Source organism: Enterobacter sp. 2VL (assembly GCF_005503595.1).
GTDB lineage: Bacteria > Pseudomonadota > Gammaproteobacteria > Enterobacterales > Enterobacteriaceae > Enterobacter > Enterobacter cancerogenus.
Window position 1 is genome coordinate 320,323 of sequence record NZ_SCNE01000003.1, and the last position, 20,085, is coordinate 340,407.

At 54.7% G+C, this 20,085-nt stretch carries 17 protein-coding genes; 4 read left to right on the forward strand and 13 right to left on the reverse strand.

The annotated features are described in order from the left end of the window. Nucleotides 1-46: 46 nt before the first annotated feature. From nuoF to lrhA, 6 genes are all read right to left on the reverse strand, one after another. A complete protein-coding gene (gene nuoF / locus FFS28_RS09675; protein ID WP_006176512.1) occupies nucleotides 47-1,384 on the reverse strand; it encodes an NADH-quinone oxidoreductase subunit NuoF in 1,338 nt (445 codons plus the stop codon). After that, complete coding sequence (gene nuoE, locus FFS28_RS09680) at nucleotides 1,384-1,884, reverse strand: NADH-quinone oxidoreductase subunit NuoE (RefSeq protein ID WP_006176513.1); 501 nt, start codon at nucleotides 1,882-1,884, stop codon at nucleotides 1,384-1,386. Before nuoE ends, nuoF begins: the two co-directional genes overlap by 1 nt. A 2-nt stretch (nucleotides 1,885-1,886) precedes the next feature. Next, nucleotides 1,887-3,689: an NADH-quinone oxidoreductase subunit C/D gene (gene nuoC / locus FFS28_RS09685; protein WP_137849430.1), complete on the reverse strand. Its 1,803-nt coding sequence runs from the start codon at nucleotides 3,687-3,689 to the stop codon at nucleotides 1,887-1,889. Nucleotides 3,690-3,778: 89 nt separating this feature from the next. After that, nucleotides 3,779-4,453, reverse strand: a complete 675-nt coding sequence (gene nuoB / locus FFS28_RS09690) for an NADH-quinone oxidoreductase subunit NuoB (protein ID WP_006176515.1) — start codon at nucleotides 4,451-4,453, stop codon at nucleotides 3,779-3,781. 15 nt (nucleotides 4,454-4,468) lie between these two features. Then, nucleotides 4,469-4,909: an NADH-quinone oxidoreductase subunit NuoA gene (nuoA, locus tag FFS28_RS09695; protein WP_006176516.1), complete on the reverse strand. Its 441-nt coding sequence runs from the start codon at nucleotides 4,907-4,909 to the stop codon at nucleotides 4,469-4,471. Between the two features lie 631 nt (nucleotides 4,910-5,540). Further along, complete coding sequence (lrhA, locus tag FFS28_RS09700; protein ID WP_042320321.1) at nucleotides 5,541-6,479, reverse strand: transcriptional regulator LrhA; 939 nt, start codon at nucleotides 6,477-6,479, stop codon at nucleotides 5,541-5,543. 946 nt (nucleotides 6,480-7,425) lie between these two features. On the opposite strand from lrhA, the gene alaA reads away from it, so the two are divergent. Both alaA and yfbR read left to right on the forward strand, forming a co-directional pair. Beyond that, the gene (gene alaA / locus FFS28_RS09705; protein ID WP_006176518.1) at nucleotides 7,426-8,640 is read left to right on the forward strand and encodes an alanine transaminase AlaA; all 1,215 of its coding nucleotides are present in this window, start codon (nucleotides 7,426-7,428) and stop codon (nucleotides 8,638-8,640) included. Between the two features lie 117 nt (nucleotides 8,641-8,757). Beyond that, a complete protein-coding gene (yfbR, locus tag FFS28_RS09710) occupies nucleotides 8,758-9,357 on the forward strand; it encodes a 5'-deoxynucleotidase (RefSeq protein ID WP_137849431.1) in 600 nt (199 codons plus the stop codon). 65 nt (nucleotides 9,358-9,422) lie between these two features. Here yfbR and FFS28_RS09715 read toward each other — a convergent pair whose 3' ends face one another. From FFS28_RS09715 to yfbV, 4 genes are all read right to left on the reverse strand, one after another. After that, nucleotides 9,423-11,255, reverse strand: a complete 1,833-nt coding sequence (locus FFS28_RS09715) for an SLC13 family permease (protein WP_088208006.1) — start codon at nucleotides 11,253-11,255, stop codon at nucleotides 9,423-9,425. Nucleotides 11,256-11,332: 77 nt separating this feature from the next. Next, complete coding sequence (locus tag FFS28_RS09720) at nucleotides 11,333-11,992, reverse strand: sugar phosphatase (protein ID WP_102890421.1); 660 nt, start codon at nucleotides 11,990-11,992, stop codon at nucleotides 11,333-11,335. An 11-nt stretch (nucleotides 11,993-12,003) separates the two neighbouring features. Then, on the reverse strand, nucleotides 12,004-12,498 hold the full coding sequence (locus FFS28_RS09725) for a YfbU family protein (RefSeq protein WP_006176522.1): 495 nt from the start codon (nucleotides 12,496-12,498) through the stop codon (nucleotides 12,004-12,006). Between the two features lie 91 nt (nucleotides 12,499-12,589). Next, a complete protein-coding gene (gene yfbV, locus FFS28_RS09730) occupies nucleotides 12,590-13,045 on the reverse strand; it encodes a terminus macrodomain insulation protein YfbV (RefSeq protein ID WP_006176523.1) in 456 nt (151 codons plus the stop codon). A gap of 337 nt (nucleotides 13,046-13,382) precedes the next feature. On the opposite strand from yfbV, the gene ackA reads away from it, so the two are divergent. Beyond that, a complete protein-coding gene (gene ackA / locus FFS28_RS09735) occupies nucleotides 13,383-14,585 on the forward strand; it encodes an acetate kinase (protein WP_006176525.1) in 1,203 nt (400 codons plus the stop codon). 76 nt (nucleotides 14,586-14,661) lie between these two features. Next, entirely contained in the window at nucleotides 14,662-16,806 is a 2,145-nt protein-coding gene (pta, locus tag FFS28_RS09740; protein ID WP_137849432.1) for a phosphate acetyltransferase, read from the forward strand. A 114-nt stretch (nucleotides 16,807-16,920) separates the two neighbouring features. Here the strand turns inward: pta and FFS28_RS09745 are convergent, their stop codons facing one another. The 3 genes from FFS28_RS09745 to FFS28_RS09755 are packed head-to-tail and all read right to left on the reverse strand — an operon-like array spanning nucleotide 16,921 to nucleotide 20,085. Then, nucleotides 16,921-17,874, reverse strand: coding sequence for a transketolase family protein (locus FFS28_RS09745; RefSeq protein ID WP_137849433.1), 954 nt, complete (start codon nucleotides 17,872-17,874; stop codon nucleotides 16,921-16,923). Beyond that, nucleotides 17,867-18,697 (reverse strand): transketolase, encoded by an 831-nt coding sequence (locus FFS28_RS09750; RefSeq protein WP_137849434.1) that lies wholly within the window; start codon nucleotides 18,695-18,697, stop codon nucleotides 17,867-17,869. The genes FFS28_RS09745 and FFS28_RS09750 overlap by 8 nt, the downstream gene beginning before the upstream one ends. Next, nucleotides 18,694-20,085: a PTS ascorbate transporter subunit IIC gene (locus FFS28_RS09755; protein ID WP_006176529.1), complete on the reverse strand. Its 1,392-nt coding sequence runs from the start codon at nucleotides 20,083-20,085 to the stop codon at nucleotides 18,694-18,696. Before FFS28_RS09755 ends, FFS28_RS09750 begins: the two co-directional genes overlap by 4 nt.

Sequence of the window (20,085 nt, forward strand, 5' to 3'; positions counted from 1 at the left end):
TTCCAGTTGGCTCGAATTACTTCGAGCGTTAATCAAAATTCTGTCTTTACCAGCGTGCTTTTAGCAGGTTCGGCTGAATCCCATTGATGGCATGGGTATTACTGAACGGCTGCTTGATGCCTGCTTCGAATTCTTCGCGGAAATATTTAATCGCGCTTTGCAGTGGCTCGACCGCACCCGGTGCGTGGGCGCAGAAGGTTTTGCCTGGGCCCAGGAATCGACACAGTTGCTCAAGTGTCTCGATATCGCCAGGCTGGCCTTCGCCACGCTCGAGGGCGCGAAGGATCTTCACGCTCCACGGCAGACCATCACGGCACGGTGTACACCAGCCGCAGGACTCACGGGCAAAGAACTCTTCCAGGTTACGCACCAGCGGAACCATGCCGATTTCGTGATCGACGGCCATCGCCAGCGCCGTACCCAGACGGCTGCCTGCTTTACCAATGCTTTCGAATTCCATCGGCAGGTCAAGGTGGGCCTCGGTCAGGAAGTCTGTTCCTGCCCCGCCCGGCTGCCAGGCTTTGAACTTCAGGCCATCACGCATGCCGCCCGCGTAGTCTTCAAGAATTTCACGCGCGGTGGTACCAAACGGCAGTTCCCAGACGCCAGGATTCTTCACGCGCCCGGAGAAGCCCATCAGCTTGGTGCCGGCATCTTTGCTTGAAGAGATGCCCTGATACCACTCCACGCCGTTGGCAAGGATCGCCGGGACGTTACACAGGGTTTCGACGTTGTTAACGCAGGTCGGTTTACCCCACACGCCGGAGCTGGCCGGGAACGGTGGCTTGGAACGCGGGTTCGCACGGCGGCCTTCCAGGGAGTTAATCAGCGCGGTCTCTTCACCGCAGATATAACGCCCTGCGCCGGTGTGCACAAACAGTTCGAAGTCAAAACCGGTGCCCAGAATGTTTTTACCGAGCAGGCCGGCTTCGGTCGCTTCGGCAATCGCGCGACGCAGGTTTTCTGCCGCTTCGATATATTCGCCACGCAGGAAGATGTAGCCACGGTAGGCTTTCAGCGCAAACGCGGAGATCAGCATGCCTTCCACCAGCAGGTGCGGCAGCTGCTCCATCAGCAGGCGGTCTTTATAGGTGCCCGGCTCCATTTCATCGGCGTTACACAGCAGGTAACGGATGTTCATGGATTCGTCTTTTGGCATCAGGCTCCACTTCAGACCGGTGGAGAAGCCCGCGCCGCCGCGCCCTTTCAGGCCGGCGTCTTTAACCGCATTGACGATCTCATCCGGTGCCATACCGCCGAGCGCCTTGCGCGCGCCAGCATAGCCGTTCTTCGCCTGATACTCTTCCAGCCACACCGGCTGCTTGTCGTCGCGAAGACGCCAGGTCAGCGGATGGGTTTCGGGAGTCAGAATAATATTTTTCATTATTTATACTGCTCCAGCAGGTCAGGAATCGCTTCCGGCGTCAGATGGCTGTGAGTGTCCTCATCAATCATCATGGTCGGCCCCTTGTCGCAGTTACCCAGGCAGCAGGTTGGCAGCAGGGTAAAGCGCCCGTCGAACGTGGTCTGGCCTGGCTTGATATTGAGTTTCTTCTCAATGGCGGCCTGAATACCCTGGTAACCCGTAATGTGGCAGACCACGCTGTCGCAGTAGCGGATCACGTGACGGCCTACCGGCTGACGGAAGATCTGGCTGTAGAACGTCGCGACGCCTTCGACATCACTGGCCGGGATACCCAGCACTTTTGCGATCTCGTAGATCGCGCCATCCGGCACCCAGCCACGCTGTTTCTGTACGATTTTCAGCGCTTCAATGGACGCCGCACGCGGGTCTTCGTAGTGGTGCATCTCGTGCTCAATGGCGGCACGCTCTGCTTCACTCAGCTCAAAAGCCTCGGTTTGTGGTTGTTGATTCTCGTGCATAATTAGCGGTCCACATCTGACATAACAAAATCGATACTACCCAGATACACAATCAGGTCGGAGACCAGACTGCCGCGAATGGCTGCCGGGATTTGCTGCAGGTGCGCAAAGCTTGGCGTACGCACGCGGGTACGGTAGCTCATGGTGCTGCCGTCACTGGTCAGGTAGTAACTGTTAATACCCTTGGTCGCTTCAACCATCTGGAAGGATTCTTGCGCCGGCATGACCGGACCCCAGGAAACCTGCAGGAAGTGGGTGATCAGGGTTTCGATATGTTGCAGCGTGCGCTCTTTCGGTGGCGGCGTGGTCAGCGGGTGATCCGCCTTGAACGGGCCTTCCGGCATGTTATCGAGGCACTGCTGGAGAATGCGCAGGCTCTGGCGCAGCTCTTCCACTTTCAGCATGACGCGGGTGTAGCAGTCGGAAACCCCGCCGCCAACCGGTACTTCAAAGTCGAAGTTCTCATAGCCAGAGTATGGACGGGCTTTACGCACGTCGAAATCAATACCTGCTGCACGCAGACCTGCACCCGTGGTACCCCACTCCAGCGCTTCTTTCGCGCCGTAAGCGGCGACACCCTGTGAACGGCCCTTGAGGATGGAGTTGCGCAGCGCGGCTTTCTCGTAAGAATCCAGACGCTTCGGCATCCACTCCAGGAACTCGCGCAGAAGACGGTCCCAACCGCGCGGCAGATCGTGCGCCACGCCGCCGATGCGGAACCAGGCCGGGTGCATACGGAAACCGGTAATCGCTTCCACCAGATCGTAGATTTTCTGACGATCGGTAAAGGCGAAGAAGACCGGGGTCATTGCGCCAACGTCCTGAATGAACGTGGAGATGTACAGCAGGTGGCTGTTAATACGGAACAGTTCTGACAGCATGACGCGGATCACGTTAACGCGGTCCGGCGTGGTGATGCCTGCCAGTTTCTCAACGGCCAGCACGTATGGCATTTCGTTCACGCAGCCGCCGAGGTACTCGATACGGTCGGTGTACGGAATGTAGCTGTGCCAGGACTGACGCTCGCCCATCTTCTCAGCACCACGGTGGTGATAGCCGATATCCGGGACGCAGTCGACAATCTCTTCGCCATCAAGCTGAAGAATAATACGAAATGCACCGTGCGCAGACGGGTGGTTTGGACCGAGGTTGAGGAACATGAAGTCCTCGTTGTCGGTACCGCGCTTCATACCCCAGTCTTCCGGCTTGAAGGTCAGCGCTTCCATCTCCAGATCCTGCTTGGCTTTGGTCAGCTCAAACGGGTCGAATTCAGTTGCGCGCGCCGGGTAGTCTTTACGCAGCGGGTGGCCGGTCCAGGTCTGCGGCATCATGATGCGCGTCAGGTGCGGGTGGCCGTCAAAGGTCATGCCGAACATTTCCCAGGTCTCACGCTCGTACCAGTTGGCGTTCGCGAAAAGTTTGGTGATCGTCGGCAGATGCATGTCGTTTTCAGACAATGCCACCTTGAGCATGATATCCGTGTTGCGGTCTATTGAGATCAGGTGGTAGAAAACGGAAAAATCCGCAGCAGGGAGACCCTGGCGGTGCGTACGCAGACGTTCATCCATGCCGTGTAAGTCAAACAGCATGACGTATGGTTTTGGCAATTTCTTAAGGAAATCGACCACTTCCAGTAATTGTTCACGCTTCACCCAAACGACAGGTACGCCAGTGCGGGTGGCCTGAACAGTAAAGGCATCCGGCCCAAAACGGTTGCGCAGTTCGCCAATGACGGGGTCATCAAGATGATCCCTTGTCTGCCAGGCGGCTTCTTGCGCGGTTAAGTCGGTCATATTGTTCACCATTGCAAATGGTCCGTGGTGACTGTTAAGCCTGGCTTCGCGCTATTTGAGTAGTGATATGCGAAGGTTTTCTCCAGGCCCACAGGCGCAAATTAAATTTCGTCAGGCGTACGCAGGTTGGTTACTGCAATACGTTCACCGCGTTTACGCTCGCGCTCAGACGGCATATTGGCGCGGTACACGCCCTGATCGCCAACCACCCACGAGAGCGGGCGACGTTCTTTACCGATAGACTCCTGCAGCAGCATCAGCGCCTGCATGTAAGCTTCCGGACGCGGCGGGCAGCCCGGGATGTACACATCCACAGGAATGAACTTATCAACGCCCTGCACAACAGAATAAATGTCGTACATACCGCCAGAGTTTGCACATGCGCCCATGGAGATAACCCATTTTGGCTCAAGCATCTGGTCATACAGACGTTGAATAACCGGCGCCATTTTGGTGAAGCAGGTGCCCGCCACCACCATCAGGTCAGCCTGACGTGGAGAAGCACGGAGTACCTCTGCCCCAAAACGCGCAACGTCATGCACCGCAGTGAATGACGTCACCATTTCAACGTAGCAGCAAGAAAGGCCAAAGTTATAAGGCCAAATGGAGTTCTTACGACCCCAGTTGACCATATCGTGCATGGCATGTTCGAGCTTGCCCATGTACACGCTTTTATTGACTTCTTGCTCCAGGGGGTCTGTTACGATCTCCTGTTTCTGCAGGGGGTAACGGTCATTCTCACCGTTAGGATCTATGCGGGTGAGCGTATAATCCATCTTGTTGCCTCGCTGTTACTGCTGACGATTAGAGATACTGTTTTCCGGGTTGATGTGTTCACGACGTGAACGCGCAGGCGTCCAGTCAAGCGCGCCAATACGCACCAGATAAACCAGACCGGCCAGTAGCACTAAAATGAAAATTGCGGCCTCGACAAAGCCCACCCAACCACTTTCGCGTATGGATGTTGACCATGCGAAAAGGTAAAGCGCTTCCACGTCGAAGATGACGAAGAACATGGCTACCAGATAGAACTTGGCAGACAGGCGTAAGCGAGCGGTGCCTACAGAATCAATACCTGATTCAAAAGGCGTGTTTTTGTGCCTTGCGCGGGCGCGACCGCCCAGGAACCAGCCGCCGACTAACATCAGGCAGCACAGGCCAATGGCTACAATAAGAAAGATTGCGAATGCCCAGTGATGAGCGATGACTTCTGTGGATGTTGACATACTCATTGCTTACTCATCAAAAGTGATACCTGTGAGACTGCTCTTGCTGGCAGATGGGTATCACATCGATTCATGGGGAGGAACAAAATAACCTTACACTAACTGTCAGAAATGAGACATAGACAGCAAAATGATGGGGTTTTTTACTCCTTTCTATAACCTTTTGTCAACTTTAACAAAGGTTTCTTCACAGTAAATTACATCGAGCGATTCTCATTAACATTTCATGCCCTTTAACCCTGGTGGGTACATGACTATACGTCAAATGCATGCTGTTGAATCGTGTCCGTTTTGGAAGTAAAAAAAATAACCCTCCTATTTTGACAGGATTTGCCAACGATTCCTCCCCCCAAAGAGGAGTATTTTCTTGATCTGAGACACGCTTTTGTTAATTCAATCAAAAAAACAGCAACATATTTCCTGTTTTTTTAACATGGAGGGGAGATGAAGCAGGAGAGAACTGAAATCGTTCGAAGATCAACCAAAACCATTTATCGCAATGATAATTAATGGTTATTTCTTAATCCCATTCTATGAAAGTGGGTATAACTGACGAAAAAAAACCACTCAACGCGAAAACCGCGCGAGTGGTCTTTTTTTACACTTACATTTTGTTACGAGAATTTTGAGTGGTTGATCACTCAAAATCCCCCTCAGCGATCAGGGAGTTATCCCCCCCTTCTGGAGTAACATGCTCGAACTGCCACGGATTGTGGTAGTTTTCCATCGCGTCAAACACCACTTTCGCCAGCTCGTTGTTGCTGGAAGCGTTATGGCACAGCATATACTCCGTATCTGGCAATACAGGCAGGCCATCACTTCTCCCCAATACTCGCAGATCCGGGCTCATCATCTCTACCGGTCGGGCCGTCACGCCCAGCCCGGCTTTCACGGCGGCGCGAACGGCGGGCAACGTTGAAGCAACGTAGGCCAGACGCCACGGAATATTGGCTTCATTAAGCGCAGAAAGCACCATATCGCGGAACGGGCTTGGATCATCCAGTAACACCAGAGGAATGGCCTCGCCTTTTTGCAGCACATATTCCGCCGCACAATACCAGTGCGTGGGCGATGTGCGAAGCGTCAGGCAATCAAACGCCCCTGGACGATGGGTGGTGACGACCAGGTCCACTTCGTTCTCTTTCAACATCTCAACCATAAACGCATTGCGTTTTACGCTGACATCTAACGCAAGCTTCGGATAAACCGAACTAATTCGGTTGAGAAGAAACGGTAATATGGTATCCGCTGACTCATCAGATGCACCTAACGTTAGCACCCCCTGAAGGTTGCTAAACATTAACGACATACATGCTTCATCATTAAAGCGAAGTATTTTTCTGGCATAACCCAGTAGCTGTATACCGTGTTCGGTTAAGAGCTTATTGCGCCCATGACGCGCAAAGAGTTCTTTACCCACCAGCTGCTCCAGCCTCTGCATCTGTTGGCTTACGGCAGACTGGGTTCGGCAAACTGCGGCAGCAGCTGCTGCAAAAGTGTTGAGATCGGCGACCGCAACAAACGTTCTCAGCAGATCGAGGTCGAGATTCATTATCGGACGATTTGCATTTATCATATCTATTCACTTTCAGGTTGCTCGTGCGGAGCTGCCCGGGTTGAAGCTGTGTGTAAAAGTTAAGCAATTCCCTCTGAAGGTTTCCCTCGCATCCCGGCCCGGCAGACTGCCTGACAGACAGTTATTGTGCTGCGTTAAACCAACAGTCAGAAACAAGGTTTCATGACGTTATTTTTATTCTCTAAAACGTTCAGGTTATTTAGATGTTTGCAGATGTAGGTAAATCCCTTTAAAGGGAAAACATATTTCTGCCATCTTTATCGCAGCGCTGTCAACGTGACAGGATGTGATCCTCACAATCCAGCCAGAGATAACTTTAACAATAACAATCGATTAATTTAGAACAGCGGGTTCAGATGGACGTAACAAGCTTATCTGTCATCTGCTTTCCCGTAAGACATCTTAACTCAAATCCACTATATTTATAAGTCTTATTGTAAAGCTGGAGATTAAACTGCGTTGAAAAACCGCTACTGTAATTTTATTAAAATTAATGAAGTTGCATTTTCGTCGATAATAATAAATAAAGTTTAATTTCGATTAAGGCCATACATTAATAACACTTAACATTTAATTCACACGAGTAACTTTTAGCCCATCAGGCATATTAGTACAACCCTTATGTTAACATTCAGGTTTTACGAAAGGTCACCTGGAGCAACGGCCCCCGCCTGTTCACGCCTGTGGGAAAATCACCTCATTTTTAACAGAATAAAATTCAATTAATTTGCCTTTAATCAGCACATTAATCCTTTTAATGCATTGAAAACGAGATGATAACCACCGTAAAACAATCCATGGCAGCAATATAAATTTAAAGCAAAATTCGCCTCTGCACAAAATCTTCTGCTGTATACCCTTCAAAACGCAGCGAGGGGGGAGTACATTGTTCCGTGCTGACTTCCACGGCAGGGAGTGGCAATAATAGCGAAAAGGTTAAAGGTTCATGTCCCCTATCGAAAAATCCAGCAAGCTAGATAACGTCTGTTATGACATTCGAGGCCCGGTTCTTAAAGAGGCGAAACGCCTTGAAGAGGAAGGTAACAAGGTTCTCAAACTCAACATTGGCAACCCAGCGCCGTTTGGTTTTGAAGCGCCGGATGAGATCCTGGTTGATGTGATCCGCAACCTGCCTACGGCACAAGGTTACTGCGATTCAAAAGGACTCTACTCTGCACGTAAAGCCATCATGCAGCATTATCAGGCGCGCGGCATGCGTGATGTGACCGTTGAAGACATCTATATTGGTAACGGCGTTTCTGAGCTGATCGTCCAGGCGATGCAGGCGCTGCTGAACAGCGGAGACGAAATGCTGGTACCGGCACCGGATTACCCGCTGTGGACGGCGGCTGTCTCTCTGTCCAGCGGCAAAGCGGTGCATTACCTGTGCGATGAATCGTCTGACTGGTTCCCGGACCTTGACGATATCCGCGCCAAAATCACGCCGCGCACCCGCGGTATCGTGATTATCAACCCAAATAACCCGACGGGTGCCGTCTATTCCAGAGAGCTGCTGATGGAGATCGTTGAGATCGCCCGCCAGCACAACCTGATTATTTTTGCCGACGAAATCTACGACAAAATTCTTTACGACGCCGCACAGCATCACTCTATCGCCGCGCTGGCACCGGATTTGCTCACCGTTACCTTTAACGGTCTGTCAAAAACCTACCGCGTGGCCGGTTTCCGTCAGGGCTGGATGGTGCTTAACGGGCCGAAGAAACACGCGAAAGGCTATATCGAAGGGCTGGAGATGCTGGCGTCAATGCGCCTGTGCGCCAACGTTCCGGCGCAGCATGCGATCCAGACGGCGCTGGGAGGTTACCAGAGCATCAGTGAATTCATTGCCCCCGGTGGCCGTCTGTACGAACAGCGTAACCGCGCCTGGGAGCTGATTAATGATATTCCCGGCGTCTCCTGCGTGAAGCCTAACGGCGCGCTCTACATGTTCCCGAAAATCGACGCGAAGCGCTTTAATATTCACGACGACCAGAAAATGGTGCTCGATTTCCTGTTACAGGAGAAGGTACTGCTGGTACAGGGTACCGCGTTTAACTGGCCGTGGCCGGATCACGTCCGTATCGTGACGCTGCCGCGCGAAGACGATCTTGAAATGGCGATCAGCCGCTTCGGGCGATTCCTCTCCGGCTATCATCAGTAATGTAGTCTGTCTGCCGGGTGGCGCGATGCTGACCCGGCAGACACAATCCGCAAATTTGCATCTTGCCTCCCCTCCCCCCACAATGAAGCCTGTCGCAGTGAAGACAAAAGGTAACCTATGAGTCAGAGTCATTTCTTTGCCCACCTCTCCCGCCTGAAACTCATCAACCGCTGGCCGCTGATGCGCAACGTGCGCACCGAGAATGTGTCCGAGCATAGCCTGCAGGTGGCGATGGTCGCTCATGCGCTGGCGGCCATTAAGAATCGTAAGTTCAACGGACGCGTGAATGCGGAACGTATCGCCCTGCTGGCGATTTATCACGACGCGTCAGAAGTCCTGACCGGGGATCTGCCTACGCCGGTGAAATATTTCAACTCGCAGATTGCCCAGGAATATAAAGCCATTGAGAAGATCGCCCAGCAAAAGCTGATCGAGATGGTGCCGGAAGAGCTGCGCGATATCTTTGAGCCGCTGATCGACGAACACCAGTACACCGAAGAAGAGACGTCGCTGGTGAAGCAGGCTGATGCGCTGTGCGCTTATCTGAAATGTCTGGAAGAGCTGTCGGCTGGCAATAATGAGTTTTTACTGGCGAAAACGCGTCTGGAAAAAACCCTGGAATCCCGCCGCAGCGAAGAGATGGATTACTTTATGCAGGTGTTCGTACCGAGCTTCCATCTCTCCCTGGATGAAATCAGTCAGGATTCCCCCCTCTGACGTTTCGCCTGTTTTTTGCCGGGTAGCGGCTTCGCCTTACCCGGCCTACGTTTCTGGCCCCACGCTTAAAACGGGAACAGGACCGGGATCAACACCACGCATACCACCATCACCAGCACGGTGAATGGCACCCCAAGCTTCACGAAATCGCTAAATGTATAGTTCCCTGGCCCCAGCACCAGCGTGTTAACCGGTGATGAAACGGGCGTCATAAACGCAGCCGAGGCGGCCATCGCCACCATCATGGCAAACGGATAGGGGGAGACGCCCATAGACTTCGCCATCGCCAGCGCAATCGGCGCCATCAGCACCGCGGTCGCCGTGTTAGAGATAAACAACCCTATCGATGCACACATCACAAACAGGCAAACCAGCATCATATACGGGCTATAACCTCCGCCAATGTCCATCAGCCCTTTGACAACCAAATCCACTCCGCCCGTTTTTTGCAGCGCTAAGGCAAACGGCATCATTCCGACAATCAGGATTATGCTCGGCCAGTGAATGGCTTTATAGGCACTTTCGGCATCAATACAGCGAAATTTCCCCATCAGCAGGCAGGCAATAATCGCCGCCACCGGGTTGGGAATTTCATCGGTGAGCATCAAGGCTACCATCAGCACCAGGCAAAAGATGGCGTGCGGGGCCTGGCTGTGGGCGGGAGAGGCATCGCTCTCCTCGACGGGCATATTCAGCACCACGAAATCACGCCCCATCTGACCGAGCTGGCTAATCAGCTTCCAGTTACCGACCACCAGGAAGATATCCCCCAGCAGGATAGGCTCGTCCACCACCGCGCCTTCCATCGCCACGCCATCGCGCTTGAGGCCCACCACGTTAAGCCCGTAGCGGGTGCGGAATCCCATCTCGCGTACCGTTTTACCCAGCAGTTCCGATTCCGGAATCAAGGAGACTTCTGCCATCCCCACGTCCAGCGCCTGATCGGAGAAGTATTCCCCACGCAGGACCATCGGTTCCAGCAGCTGTTCGCTGCAGAACTCTCGCAGGTCGACGTCAGCCGTGGACATATCAATAAGCAGCACGTCACGCGCGCGGAATTCCGATACCCCGTTGACGTTGACGATCACCCGGCGAAAGCGCCGCCAGCGCTCAACGCCGATGACGTTTGCCCCGTAGCGTTCGCGCAGCTTGAGATCGTCAAGCCGTTGGCCGATCAGCGGTGAACCGGGACGAATAGCCAGGCGACGTGCGCGTCCGGTTAAACGGTACTCTTTGATCAGGTCGCGAAACGTCCGCCGTTTCCAGCTCTCTTTGCTTTTGTCGTGCTTCTCCCCTTTGAGGGCAAAGCGCGTCAGCAGCATATAGACGACGCCCAGCACCAGGATCACCAGCCCAAGCGGGGTGACGCTGAAAAAACTGAACCCCTGCAACCCTTCGCGGAGCAGTTCACTGTTAACGACCAGGTTCGGCGGCGTGGCCACCAGCGTCATCATGCCGCTGATCAGCCCGGCAAAGCTCAGGGGCATCATCAGGCGCGACGGCGAGGTCTGCATCCGCATCGATACGCTGAGCACGACCGGAATAAAAATGGCGACCACGCCCGTTGAGCTCATGAACGCGCCCAGCCCGGCCACCGTCACCATCAGGTAGATCAGCATTTTGGTTTCGCTACTGCCCGCCACCTTTACCAGCCAGGCGCCCATGATGGTCGCCACGCCGGTGCGCACCAGGCCATCGCCGATGATAAACAGGGCAGCAATCAGAATAACGTTGGGATCGCTAAAGCCGGAGAACGCCTCAGACAGCGTGAGCGTGCCGCTCAGTACAAAGGCGACAATCACAAACAGGGCGACGGCATCCATGCGCACCTTGCCTGTCGCAAAGAGAATGATGGCGATTAAGAGCAGGCTGAGCACCCAAATCAGTTCACCGTTCACAACATATCCTTGTCAGTGGAAGAAGACGCGATTTTGCCATAAAAAAAGCCCCGACAATGCGGGGCTAAATCATAGGATTACATTTTCAGCGAGACGGTTACACTTCCATCCGGTGCCTTCGCGACGTTTAACGCGGCCAGGGAGTTAACCACATAATCCGCCTCGTCCAGTCGGGGGGAGCCCGCCGGTACGTTAACGGCGATAACGTGGCTTCCGGCATTCAGCCCGGCTAAAACGCCCGCGGCTGCATCTTCCACCACCACGCACTCGGCTGGCGCAAGGCCCAGCATTTCAGCGCCGAGTAAAAAGGCATCCGGTTCAGGCTTGCCGCGCTTTACGCGTTCAGCCGTAATAAAGACCTCCGGCCTCGGCAGGCCCGCGGCCTGATGACGCGCGTGGGCAACGGGAACCGAGCCTGAGGTCACAATCGCCCAGGGGATCTGCGCTTCGTTGAGGTGTTCAAGTAGCTCGCGCGCGCCGGGCAAGGCGGTGATCCCGTCCGTGTCGTTGGCTTCGATCTGTTCGAGGTAGCGAAATTCCGCCTGGATCTCTTCCTCAGAACGCCCGGCCAGGAAGTGCCGCAATGAGGTAATGGCCTGTTTGCCATGGATGAAATTCAGCACGTCCTGATGGTCGATACCGTGCCTGTCGGCCCAGTGGCACCATGAACGCTCCACTACCGGCAGCGAATCTACCAGCGTACCGTCCAGATCAAACAGAAAACCTTTACACTGCACACGCACCTCCGTCAGGCATTAATGATTTGTTGAATTTCGTTGCTGCTCAAATGGTACTGGCGCGGGCAGGAGTGCCATACGCTCAGCATACGTTGATATTTATCCCACATCGGGGTCTGGGCGTTAAAGCCATGCGTACCCGCATCAAAATGGGTGTAACGCCCTTCGGTATTCACCATAAAGCGTACATAGCTGAGATAGCGCGCTTCCGTCGCGGCATCGAACCCGAGAAAGGTCACGCGGCGCTCGTCGATGGACTCACGGTCTTTCAGGTTGGTCCAGGAAACATGCAGCGCGTGATACATCTCCATAATGTCGATCACGAGGCGGCAGGTTTCTTCTTTTAGCTCGCCGAACTCGCGGTCCAGCTCGCGCATCTGCAGGCCAAACCCGCGTTCGACGATGGTCTGTAAGCGGCTGTAGCGCTCAGCGTTGTCGGGATCAAGCATAGTCATCATCTTGTACTGGTTAGACAAAATCAGACGTTGAGCATGGGTCATTTCCATCTTTCGACTCCTGTAGCGCATGGCACTTGAAAAAAAAGACACGGTAACGTTTGTCACTGTGCCTTCTTTTCGTCGTCGTTTCGATGATCAATCACAAGTCATCGAGGAATGTTTTATCAAGTTGTTTGAAAGCCCGCTTAAGGGTATCGGCCAGCGCCTGATAATCTGGCTTGCCTTCGACGGGTGCCAGCGCCTGCCCGGCCTCTTCAAGTTTTCCACGGACTTCATAAAACCAGTGTAAAATTGTAGGCGGGAGCGGCGTAATGGATCGTTTACCGAGCCACCACAGCCCCTGCATCGGCAGACTCAGCGCGAAAAGCGCCGTGGCAACGGCCGGACCGAGCTGGCCGCCGAGCGCAATTTGCCAGCACAGGGTAAAGATGGCGACGGGCGGCATAAAGCGAATCGCGTAGCGCGTGGCGCGGATTGTACGATTCTCAATAAACATTGGCGCAAGGCGCTTTTCCATTGGCCACGTCTTTGCGTAATGCTGCCCCCGGCGAAACAGACTGAAGAAGTTCACGGATGGGATTTCGGGTGTCGACATGGCTTTACCTCAACTTCACGTATAAAAATTAAAATTTTTGTGCAAAACCACAACAGGCTATGACAACGTTCAAAATATTTTGTCATCGCTACCCAGTATCAGGTATTCTGTGCCAGCCTGATGCGGCCTTAGACGAGAAACATTAACTCGTCAAATTATCGCATATTATGCCATTGCCTGAAAAATGTTCAAAATGGCATAAAATCATATGTATTTCTTCCGTCATGCCAGAATGTTCGTTTGGCATGATGTTAATCATAAATGTCTGGGTCAGCATGCGTTACGCTTTTAGACTCACTGACGTTTTTTTAGCCACGTATTAATAATAGGTACTTCCATGTCGAGTAAGTTAGTACTGGTTCTGAACTGCGGTAGTTCTTCCCTCAAATTTGCCATCATCGATGCGCTGAACGGTGAAGAATACCTCTCTGGTTTGTCCGAATGTTTCCATCTGCCTGAAGCACGTATCAAGTGGAAGATGGACGGCAACAAACAAGAAGCGGCTTTAGGTGCAGGCGCCGCTCACAGTGAAGCGCTGAACTTTATCGTTAACACTATTCTGGCACAAAAACCAGAACTGTCTGCTCAGCTGACCGCGATTGGTCACCGTATCGTCCACGGCGGCGAAAAATACACCAAATCCGTGATCATTGATGACACCGTGATCCAGGGTATCAAAGATGCTGCGCCGTTTGCGCCACTGCACAACCCTGCTCACCTGATCGGTATCACTGAAGCGCTGAAATCCTTCCCGAATCTGAAAGACAAGAACGTTGCCGTGTTCGACACCGCGTTCCATCAGACCATGCCGGAAGAGTCTTACCTCTACGCCCTGCCGTACAACCTGTATAAAGAGCACGGCGTACGTCGCTACGGCTTCCACGGTACCAGCCACTACTATGTGACGCAGGAAGCCGCGAAAGTCCTGAACAAGCCGGTTGAAGAGCTGAACATCATCACCTGCCACCTGGGTAACGGTGGTTCCGTTTCGGCTATCCGCAACGGTGAATGTGTTGATACCTCTATGGGTCTGACCCCGCTGGAAGGTCTGGTGATGGGTACCCGTACCGGTGACATCGACCCGGCAATCATCTTCTTCCTGCACGACAACCTGGGCATGAGCGTTGATCAAATCAACAAAATGCTGACCAAAGAGTCTGGCCTGCTGGGTCTGACCGAAGTCACCAGCGACTGCCGTTACGTTGAAGACAACTACGATGCGAAAGAAGACGCTAAACGTGCAATGGACGTTTACTGCCACCGTCTGGCGAAATACATCGGCTCCTACACTGCGCTGATGGACGGTCGTCTGGACGCGGTTATCTTCACCGGTGGTATCGGTGAAAACGCGGCAATGGTGCGTGAACTGTCCCTGGGTAAACTGGGCGTTCTGGGCTTCGAAGTTGATCACGAGCGTAACCTGGCTGCCCGCTTCGGTAAGTCTGGCTTCATCAACAAAGAAGGTACCCGTCCTGCTATCGTTATCCCAACTAACGAAGAGCTGGTCATTGCGCAAGACGCGCATCGCCTGACTGCCTGATTCCACACCGCCAGCCATGCTGGCGGTGCTGTTTTGTAGCCCGCCAAACGTCGGCGGTAACGAAAGAGGATAAACCGTGTCCCGTACTATTATGCTGATCCCTACCGGAACCAGCGTCGGCCTGACCAGCGTCAGCCTTGGCGTGATCCGTGCTATGGAACGCAAAGGCGTTCGTCTGAGCGTCTTTAAACCTATCGCCCAGCCTCGTGCCGGTGGCGATGCGCCAGACCAGACCACCTCCATCGTGCGTAAAAACTCCAATCTTCCAGCGGCTGAACCGCTGAAGATGAGCCACGTTGAGTCTCTGCTCTCCAGCAACCAGAAAGACGTGCTGATGGAAGAGATCATCGCCAACTACCACGCGAACGCGCAGGACGCTGAAGTGGTGCTGGTTGAAGGCCTGGTCCCGACCCGCAAACACCAGTTTGCCCAGTCGCTGAACTTCGAAATTGCCAAAACGCTGAACGCTGAGATCGTCTTCGTGATGTCTCAGGGCACCGACACCCAGGAACAGCTGAAAGAGCGTATCGAACTGACACGCAGCAGCTTCGGCGGCGCAAAAAACAGCAACATCACCGGCGTTATCGTTAACAAACTGAACGCCCCGGTTGATGAGCAGGGCCGTACTCGCCCTGACCTGTCCGAGATCTTCGACGACTCCTCCAAAGCGAAAGTGGTTAAAGTTGATCCGACTGCGCTGCAGAACTCCAGCCCGCTTCCGGTGCTGGGCGTGGTGCCGTGGAGCTTTGATCTGATTGCGACCCGTGCAATCGACATGGCGCGTCACCTGAACGCGACCGTGATTAACGAAGGCGACATCAATACCCGCCGCGTGAAGTCCGTGACCTTCTGTGCGCGTAGCATTCCGCACATGCTGGAACACTTCCGTGCAGGTTCCCTGCTGGTGACCTCTGCAGACCGTCCTGACGTGCTGGTTGCAGCCTGTCTGGCCGCGATGAACGGCGTTGAAATTGGCGCTATCCTGCTGACCGGTGCATACGAAATGGACCCACGCGTGAGCAAGCTGTGCGAACGCGCATTTGCTACTGGCCTGCCGGTATTTATGGTCAACACCAACACCTGGCAGACCTCCCTGAGCCTGCAGAGCTTCAACCTCGAAGTGCCGGTTGATGACCACGAGCGCATCGAGAAAGTTCAGGAATACGTCGCAAGCTACATCAACGCAGACTGGATCGAATCCCTGACCGCGACCTCCGAGCGCAGCCGTCGTCTGTCTCCGCCAGCCTTCCGCTACCAGCTGACCGAGCTGGCACGCAAAGCAGGCAAACGCGTGGTTCTGCCAGAAGGCGACGAACCACGTACCGTGAAAGCAGCTGCTATCTGTGCTGAACGCGGCATCGCGACCTGTGTGCTGCTGGGTAACCCGGACGAAATCAACCGCGTTGCGGCGTCTCAGGGCGTTGAGCTGGGTGCTGGCATCGAAATCGTTGACCCGGAAGTGGTTCGCGAAAGCTACGTTGCCCGTCTGGTTGAGCTGCGTAAGAGCAAAGGCATGACCGAAGCCGTTGCGCGCGAGCAGCTGGAAGACAACGTGGTGCTGGGTACGCTGATGCTTGAGCAGGATGAAGTTGACGGTCTGGTTTCCGGTGCTGTTCACACCACCGCGAACACCATCCGTCCACCGCTGCAGCTGATCAAAACCGCGCCAGGCAGCTCTCTGGTCTCTTCCGTGTTCTTCATGCTGCTGCCTGAACAGGTTTATGTTTACGGCGACTGTGCGATCAACCCGGACCCAACCGCAGAGCAGCTGGCAGAAATCGCTATCCAGTCCGCAGACTCCGCGATTGCCTTCGGTATCGAACCACGCGTTGCGATGCTCTCCTACTCCACCGGCACCTCTGGTGCAGGTAGCGACGTAGAGAAAGTGCGTGAAGCCACCCGTCTGGCGCAGGAAAAACGTCCTGACCTGATGATCGACGGCCCGCTGCAGTACGATGCGGCCGTGATGGCTGACGTGGCGAAATCCAAAGCACCGAACTCGCCGGTTGCAGGTCGCGCTACCGTGTTCATCTTCCCGGATCTGAACACCGGTAACACCACCTACAAAGCGGTACAGCGTTCTGCAGACCTGATCTCCATCGGGCCGATGCTGCAAGGCATGCGCAAGCCTGTGAACGACCTCTCCCGTGGTGCGCTGGTAGACGATATCGTCTACACCATCGCGCTGACGGCGATTCAGTCTTCGCAGCAGCAGCAGTAAGCTTAAGGTCTTGCCGGATGGCGCTGGCGCTTACCGGGCCTACAGGACCGTAGGCCCGGTAAGCGCCAGCGCCACCGGGCAACAAAAAGGCGACCTCACGGTCGCCTTTTTTATTTACAGCAACTCTCGCGCCGCCGACACAATGTCATGCGCCGTCAGGCCATACTCCTTCTGCAGAAAGTCCTGCGTCCCCACCTGGCCGTAACGCTCCTTCACCCCCACCCGCCGCATCGGTACCGGGCAGGTTTCCACCAGCACTTCGGCCACCGCCGATCCCAGCCCGTTATGAATACTGTGGTTTTCACAGGTCACGATGCGCCCGGTTTTTTCGGCGTAGTTTTTCACCAGCATCCGGTCGATGGGCTTGAGGGTGAACATGTCTATCACCGCCGCGCTCACGCCCTCCTGCTCCAGCTGGCGCGCCGCCTCCAGCGCTTCTGCAACCATAATGCCGTTGGCGATCAGCGTAATATCGCTCCCCTCTCGCAGCACGTTGCCTTTGCCAAGGGTAAAGGTTGACCCCGGGGCATACACGCTCGGTGCCTGCTTGCGAATGGTGCGCACCCAGTAGAACCCCTCAAGGTCGATAAGCTGGCGCAGCACATCCTCAAACATCACCGCGTCGGTCACCTCCAGCACCACCGAATGGGCCAGACCACGCACGATGCCCATATCCTCAAACGACATGTGCGTGCCGCCGTTGTGACAGGCGGTCACGCCCGCGTCCGAGGCGATAACCTTCACGTTGTTGCGCTGGTAGTCCAGGGACATAAACAGCTGGTCGAAGCAGCGACGGCTGGCGAAGGCGGTAAACGTATGGACGAACGGCTTGCGCCCGGTCAGCGACAGCCCGGCGGCCGTCCCGATCACGTTCGCCTCCATAATGCCGCAGTTGATCACATGCCGGGGATAATCGCGCGCCACGCCGTCCATCGCCATGGAGCTCATCAGGTCGGCTTCCAGCGCGATGATCTCGCTTCCGGCTTCGATCTGTTTGGCTACAAAACCGGCGTAGACTTTGCGCATCTCGATGGCATCTTTCTGTCCTGCGGGTGCAATCTTAATCATGTGAAGCCTCCAGTTGGCGGATCGTCTCGTTAAGCGCCGCTTTGCTCTCCTCTGTTAAACGCAGGTGGTGCGAATTGCCGAGCTGCTCAAGATACGGCACCCCCTGCCCTTTAATGCTGTCGAGGATCACCACCCGCGGGCGCGCATTGGCCTCCGGCACTAGTGATGTAACCTCCAGCAGCGTCGGGATGTCGTCGCCTTTCACCGTCACCACGTCATACCCGAAGGCGCGGAATTTGCCTTCAAGGTCAAACGCGCAGATGATTTCATCCAGCTCACCGTCAAGCTGCTGCTTGTTCCAGTCCACAAATATCGTCAGGTTGTTCAGGCGATGGTGGGCAATAAACTGGAACGCCTCCCAGCACTGGCCTTCATTGAGTTCACCATCGCCAACAATGCAGAAGACCCGGTTTGGCCTGCCCGCCAGCTTGTGCGACAGCGCCATGCCGCCAGCAATGGAGATCCCCTGCCCCAGCGAGCCGGTGGTGGCATCGACGCCGCGCGTTTTCAGGCGGTCCGGGTGGCTGGGCAAACGCGTCCCGTTGTGGTTCAGCGTGCTCAGCTCTTCTATCGGGAAGTAGCCCTTAATCGCCAGAGTGCTATACAGCGCCGGGCCAGCATGGCCTTTTGACAGCACAAAATAGTCGCGCTCGGGCCAGTCCGGGTCGGCCGGGTCGATCTTCATCACTGCGCCGTACAGCACGGCCAGCGTTTCGACGACCGACATGCTGCCGCCGTAGTGCCCAAAACCGAGCTGCGTCAGCGCCTTCAGGGTTTCGAGGCGGATATCACGCGCCAGTTGGGTGACTTCTTTCACATTCATGATTTAGCTCCGGTATTTTCCTGCGCGCTCTCGCCCGCGGTTTTGTTTTTAGCGAACACGTTGTACGCCACCAGCAGAGCAAACAACGCAACCACAAGTCCGGTGATGGCAAGCGGCGACAGGAAGCGCGCCAGATTGCCCAGCACAATGCCAACCGCGCCGAAATCAGCGTCGGAGAAGGTGGTGTTGGCAAAGCCGATAGCGCCCAGCACTGGCAACAGCAGCACCGGCAGGAAAGTGATCAGCAGACCGTTGGCAAACGCGCCGATCATCGCTCCGCGACGCCCGCCCGTGGCGTTACCAAACACGCCTGCGGTTGCGCCGGTGAAGAAGTGCGGCACCACGCCCGGCAGGATCAGCACCCAGCTGAACTGGCCGCAGATGAACAACCCGACCAGGCCGCCGAGGAAGCTAAACAGAAAACCAATCAGTACCGCGTTGGGCGCATAGGGGTAAACCACCGGACAGTCCAGCGCGGGGCGCGCATTAGGCACCAGTTTTTCGGAGAAGCCGGTAAAGGCCGGCACGATTTCCGCCAGAATCAGACGCACGCCCTGCAGGATGATAAATACCCCGGCAGCGAAGGTGATCGCCATAATAATGGCGTAGACCAGATAGTTCTGGCCGCCGCTGAAGGTGCCCTCAACGTACTCACGACCGGCGCTTACCGCCATGATCAGGTAGATAATCATCATGGTCAGCGAGATGGAGATCGAACTGTCGCGCAGGAAGCTGAGGTTTTTCGGCAGGTTCATCTCTTCCGTCGAGCGCGAGCCTTTGCCGAAGCGGCTGCCAATCCAGCCGGACAACACATATCCCAGCGTGCCGAAGTGGCCGAACGCGATATCATCGGTACCGGTAATCCGCTTCATATAACGCTGGGCGATCGCCGGGAAGAAGGCCATGACCAGGCCGAGGATCAACGAGCCGGTAAAGACCAGCCCCACGCCCTCGAAGCCCGCCACCGTCAGGATCACGCCAATCATGCACGCCATATAGAAAGTGTGGTGTCCGGTCAGGAAGATGTATTTCAGACGGGTAAAGCGGGCAACAATAATATTTGCCACCATCCCGAAGGCCATAATCAGCGCGGTAGAGGCACCGTATTTTTCCAGCGCAATAGAAACAATCGCTTCATTGTTTGGAATAATGCCCTGAATGGTAAAGGCGTGCTCAAACATCCCGCCTAGAGGATTTAGCGATCCCACCAGCACGGTGGCCCCACCGCCCAGCACAATAAAACCCAGAATGGTTTTAATTGTCCCTTTGACGACGTCAGAAAAGGCTTTTTTCTGCGCAACCAGACCAATTAACGCAATTAATCCCACCAGCACAGAAGGGACTTTTAAAATATCAACAACGAAATTCAGCGTTTCAAGGATAAACAT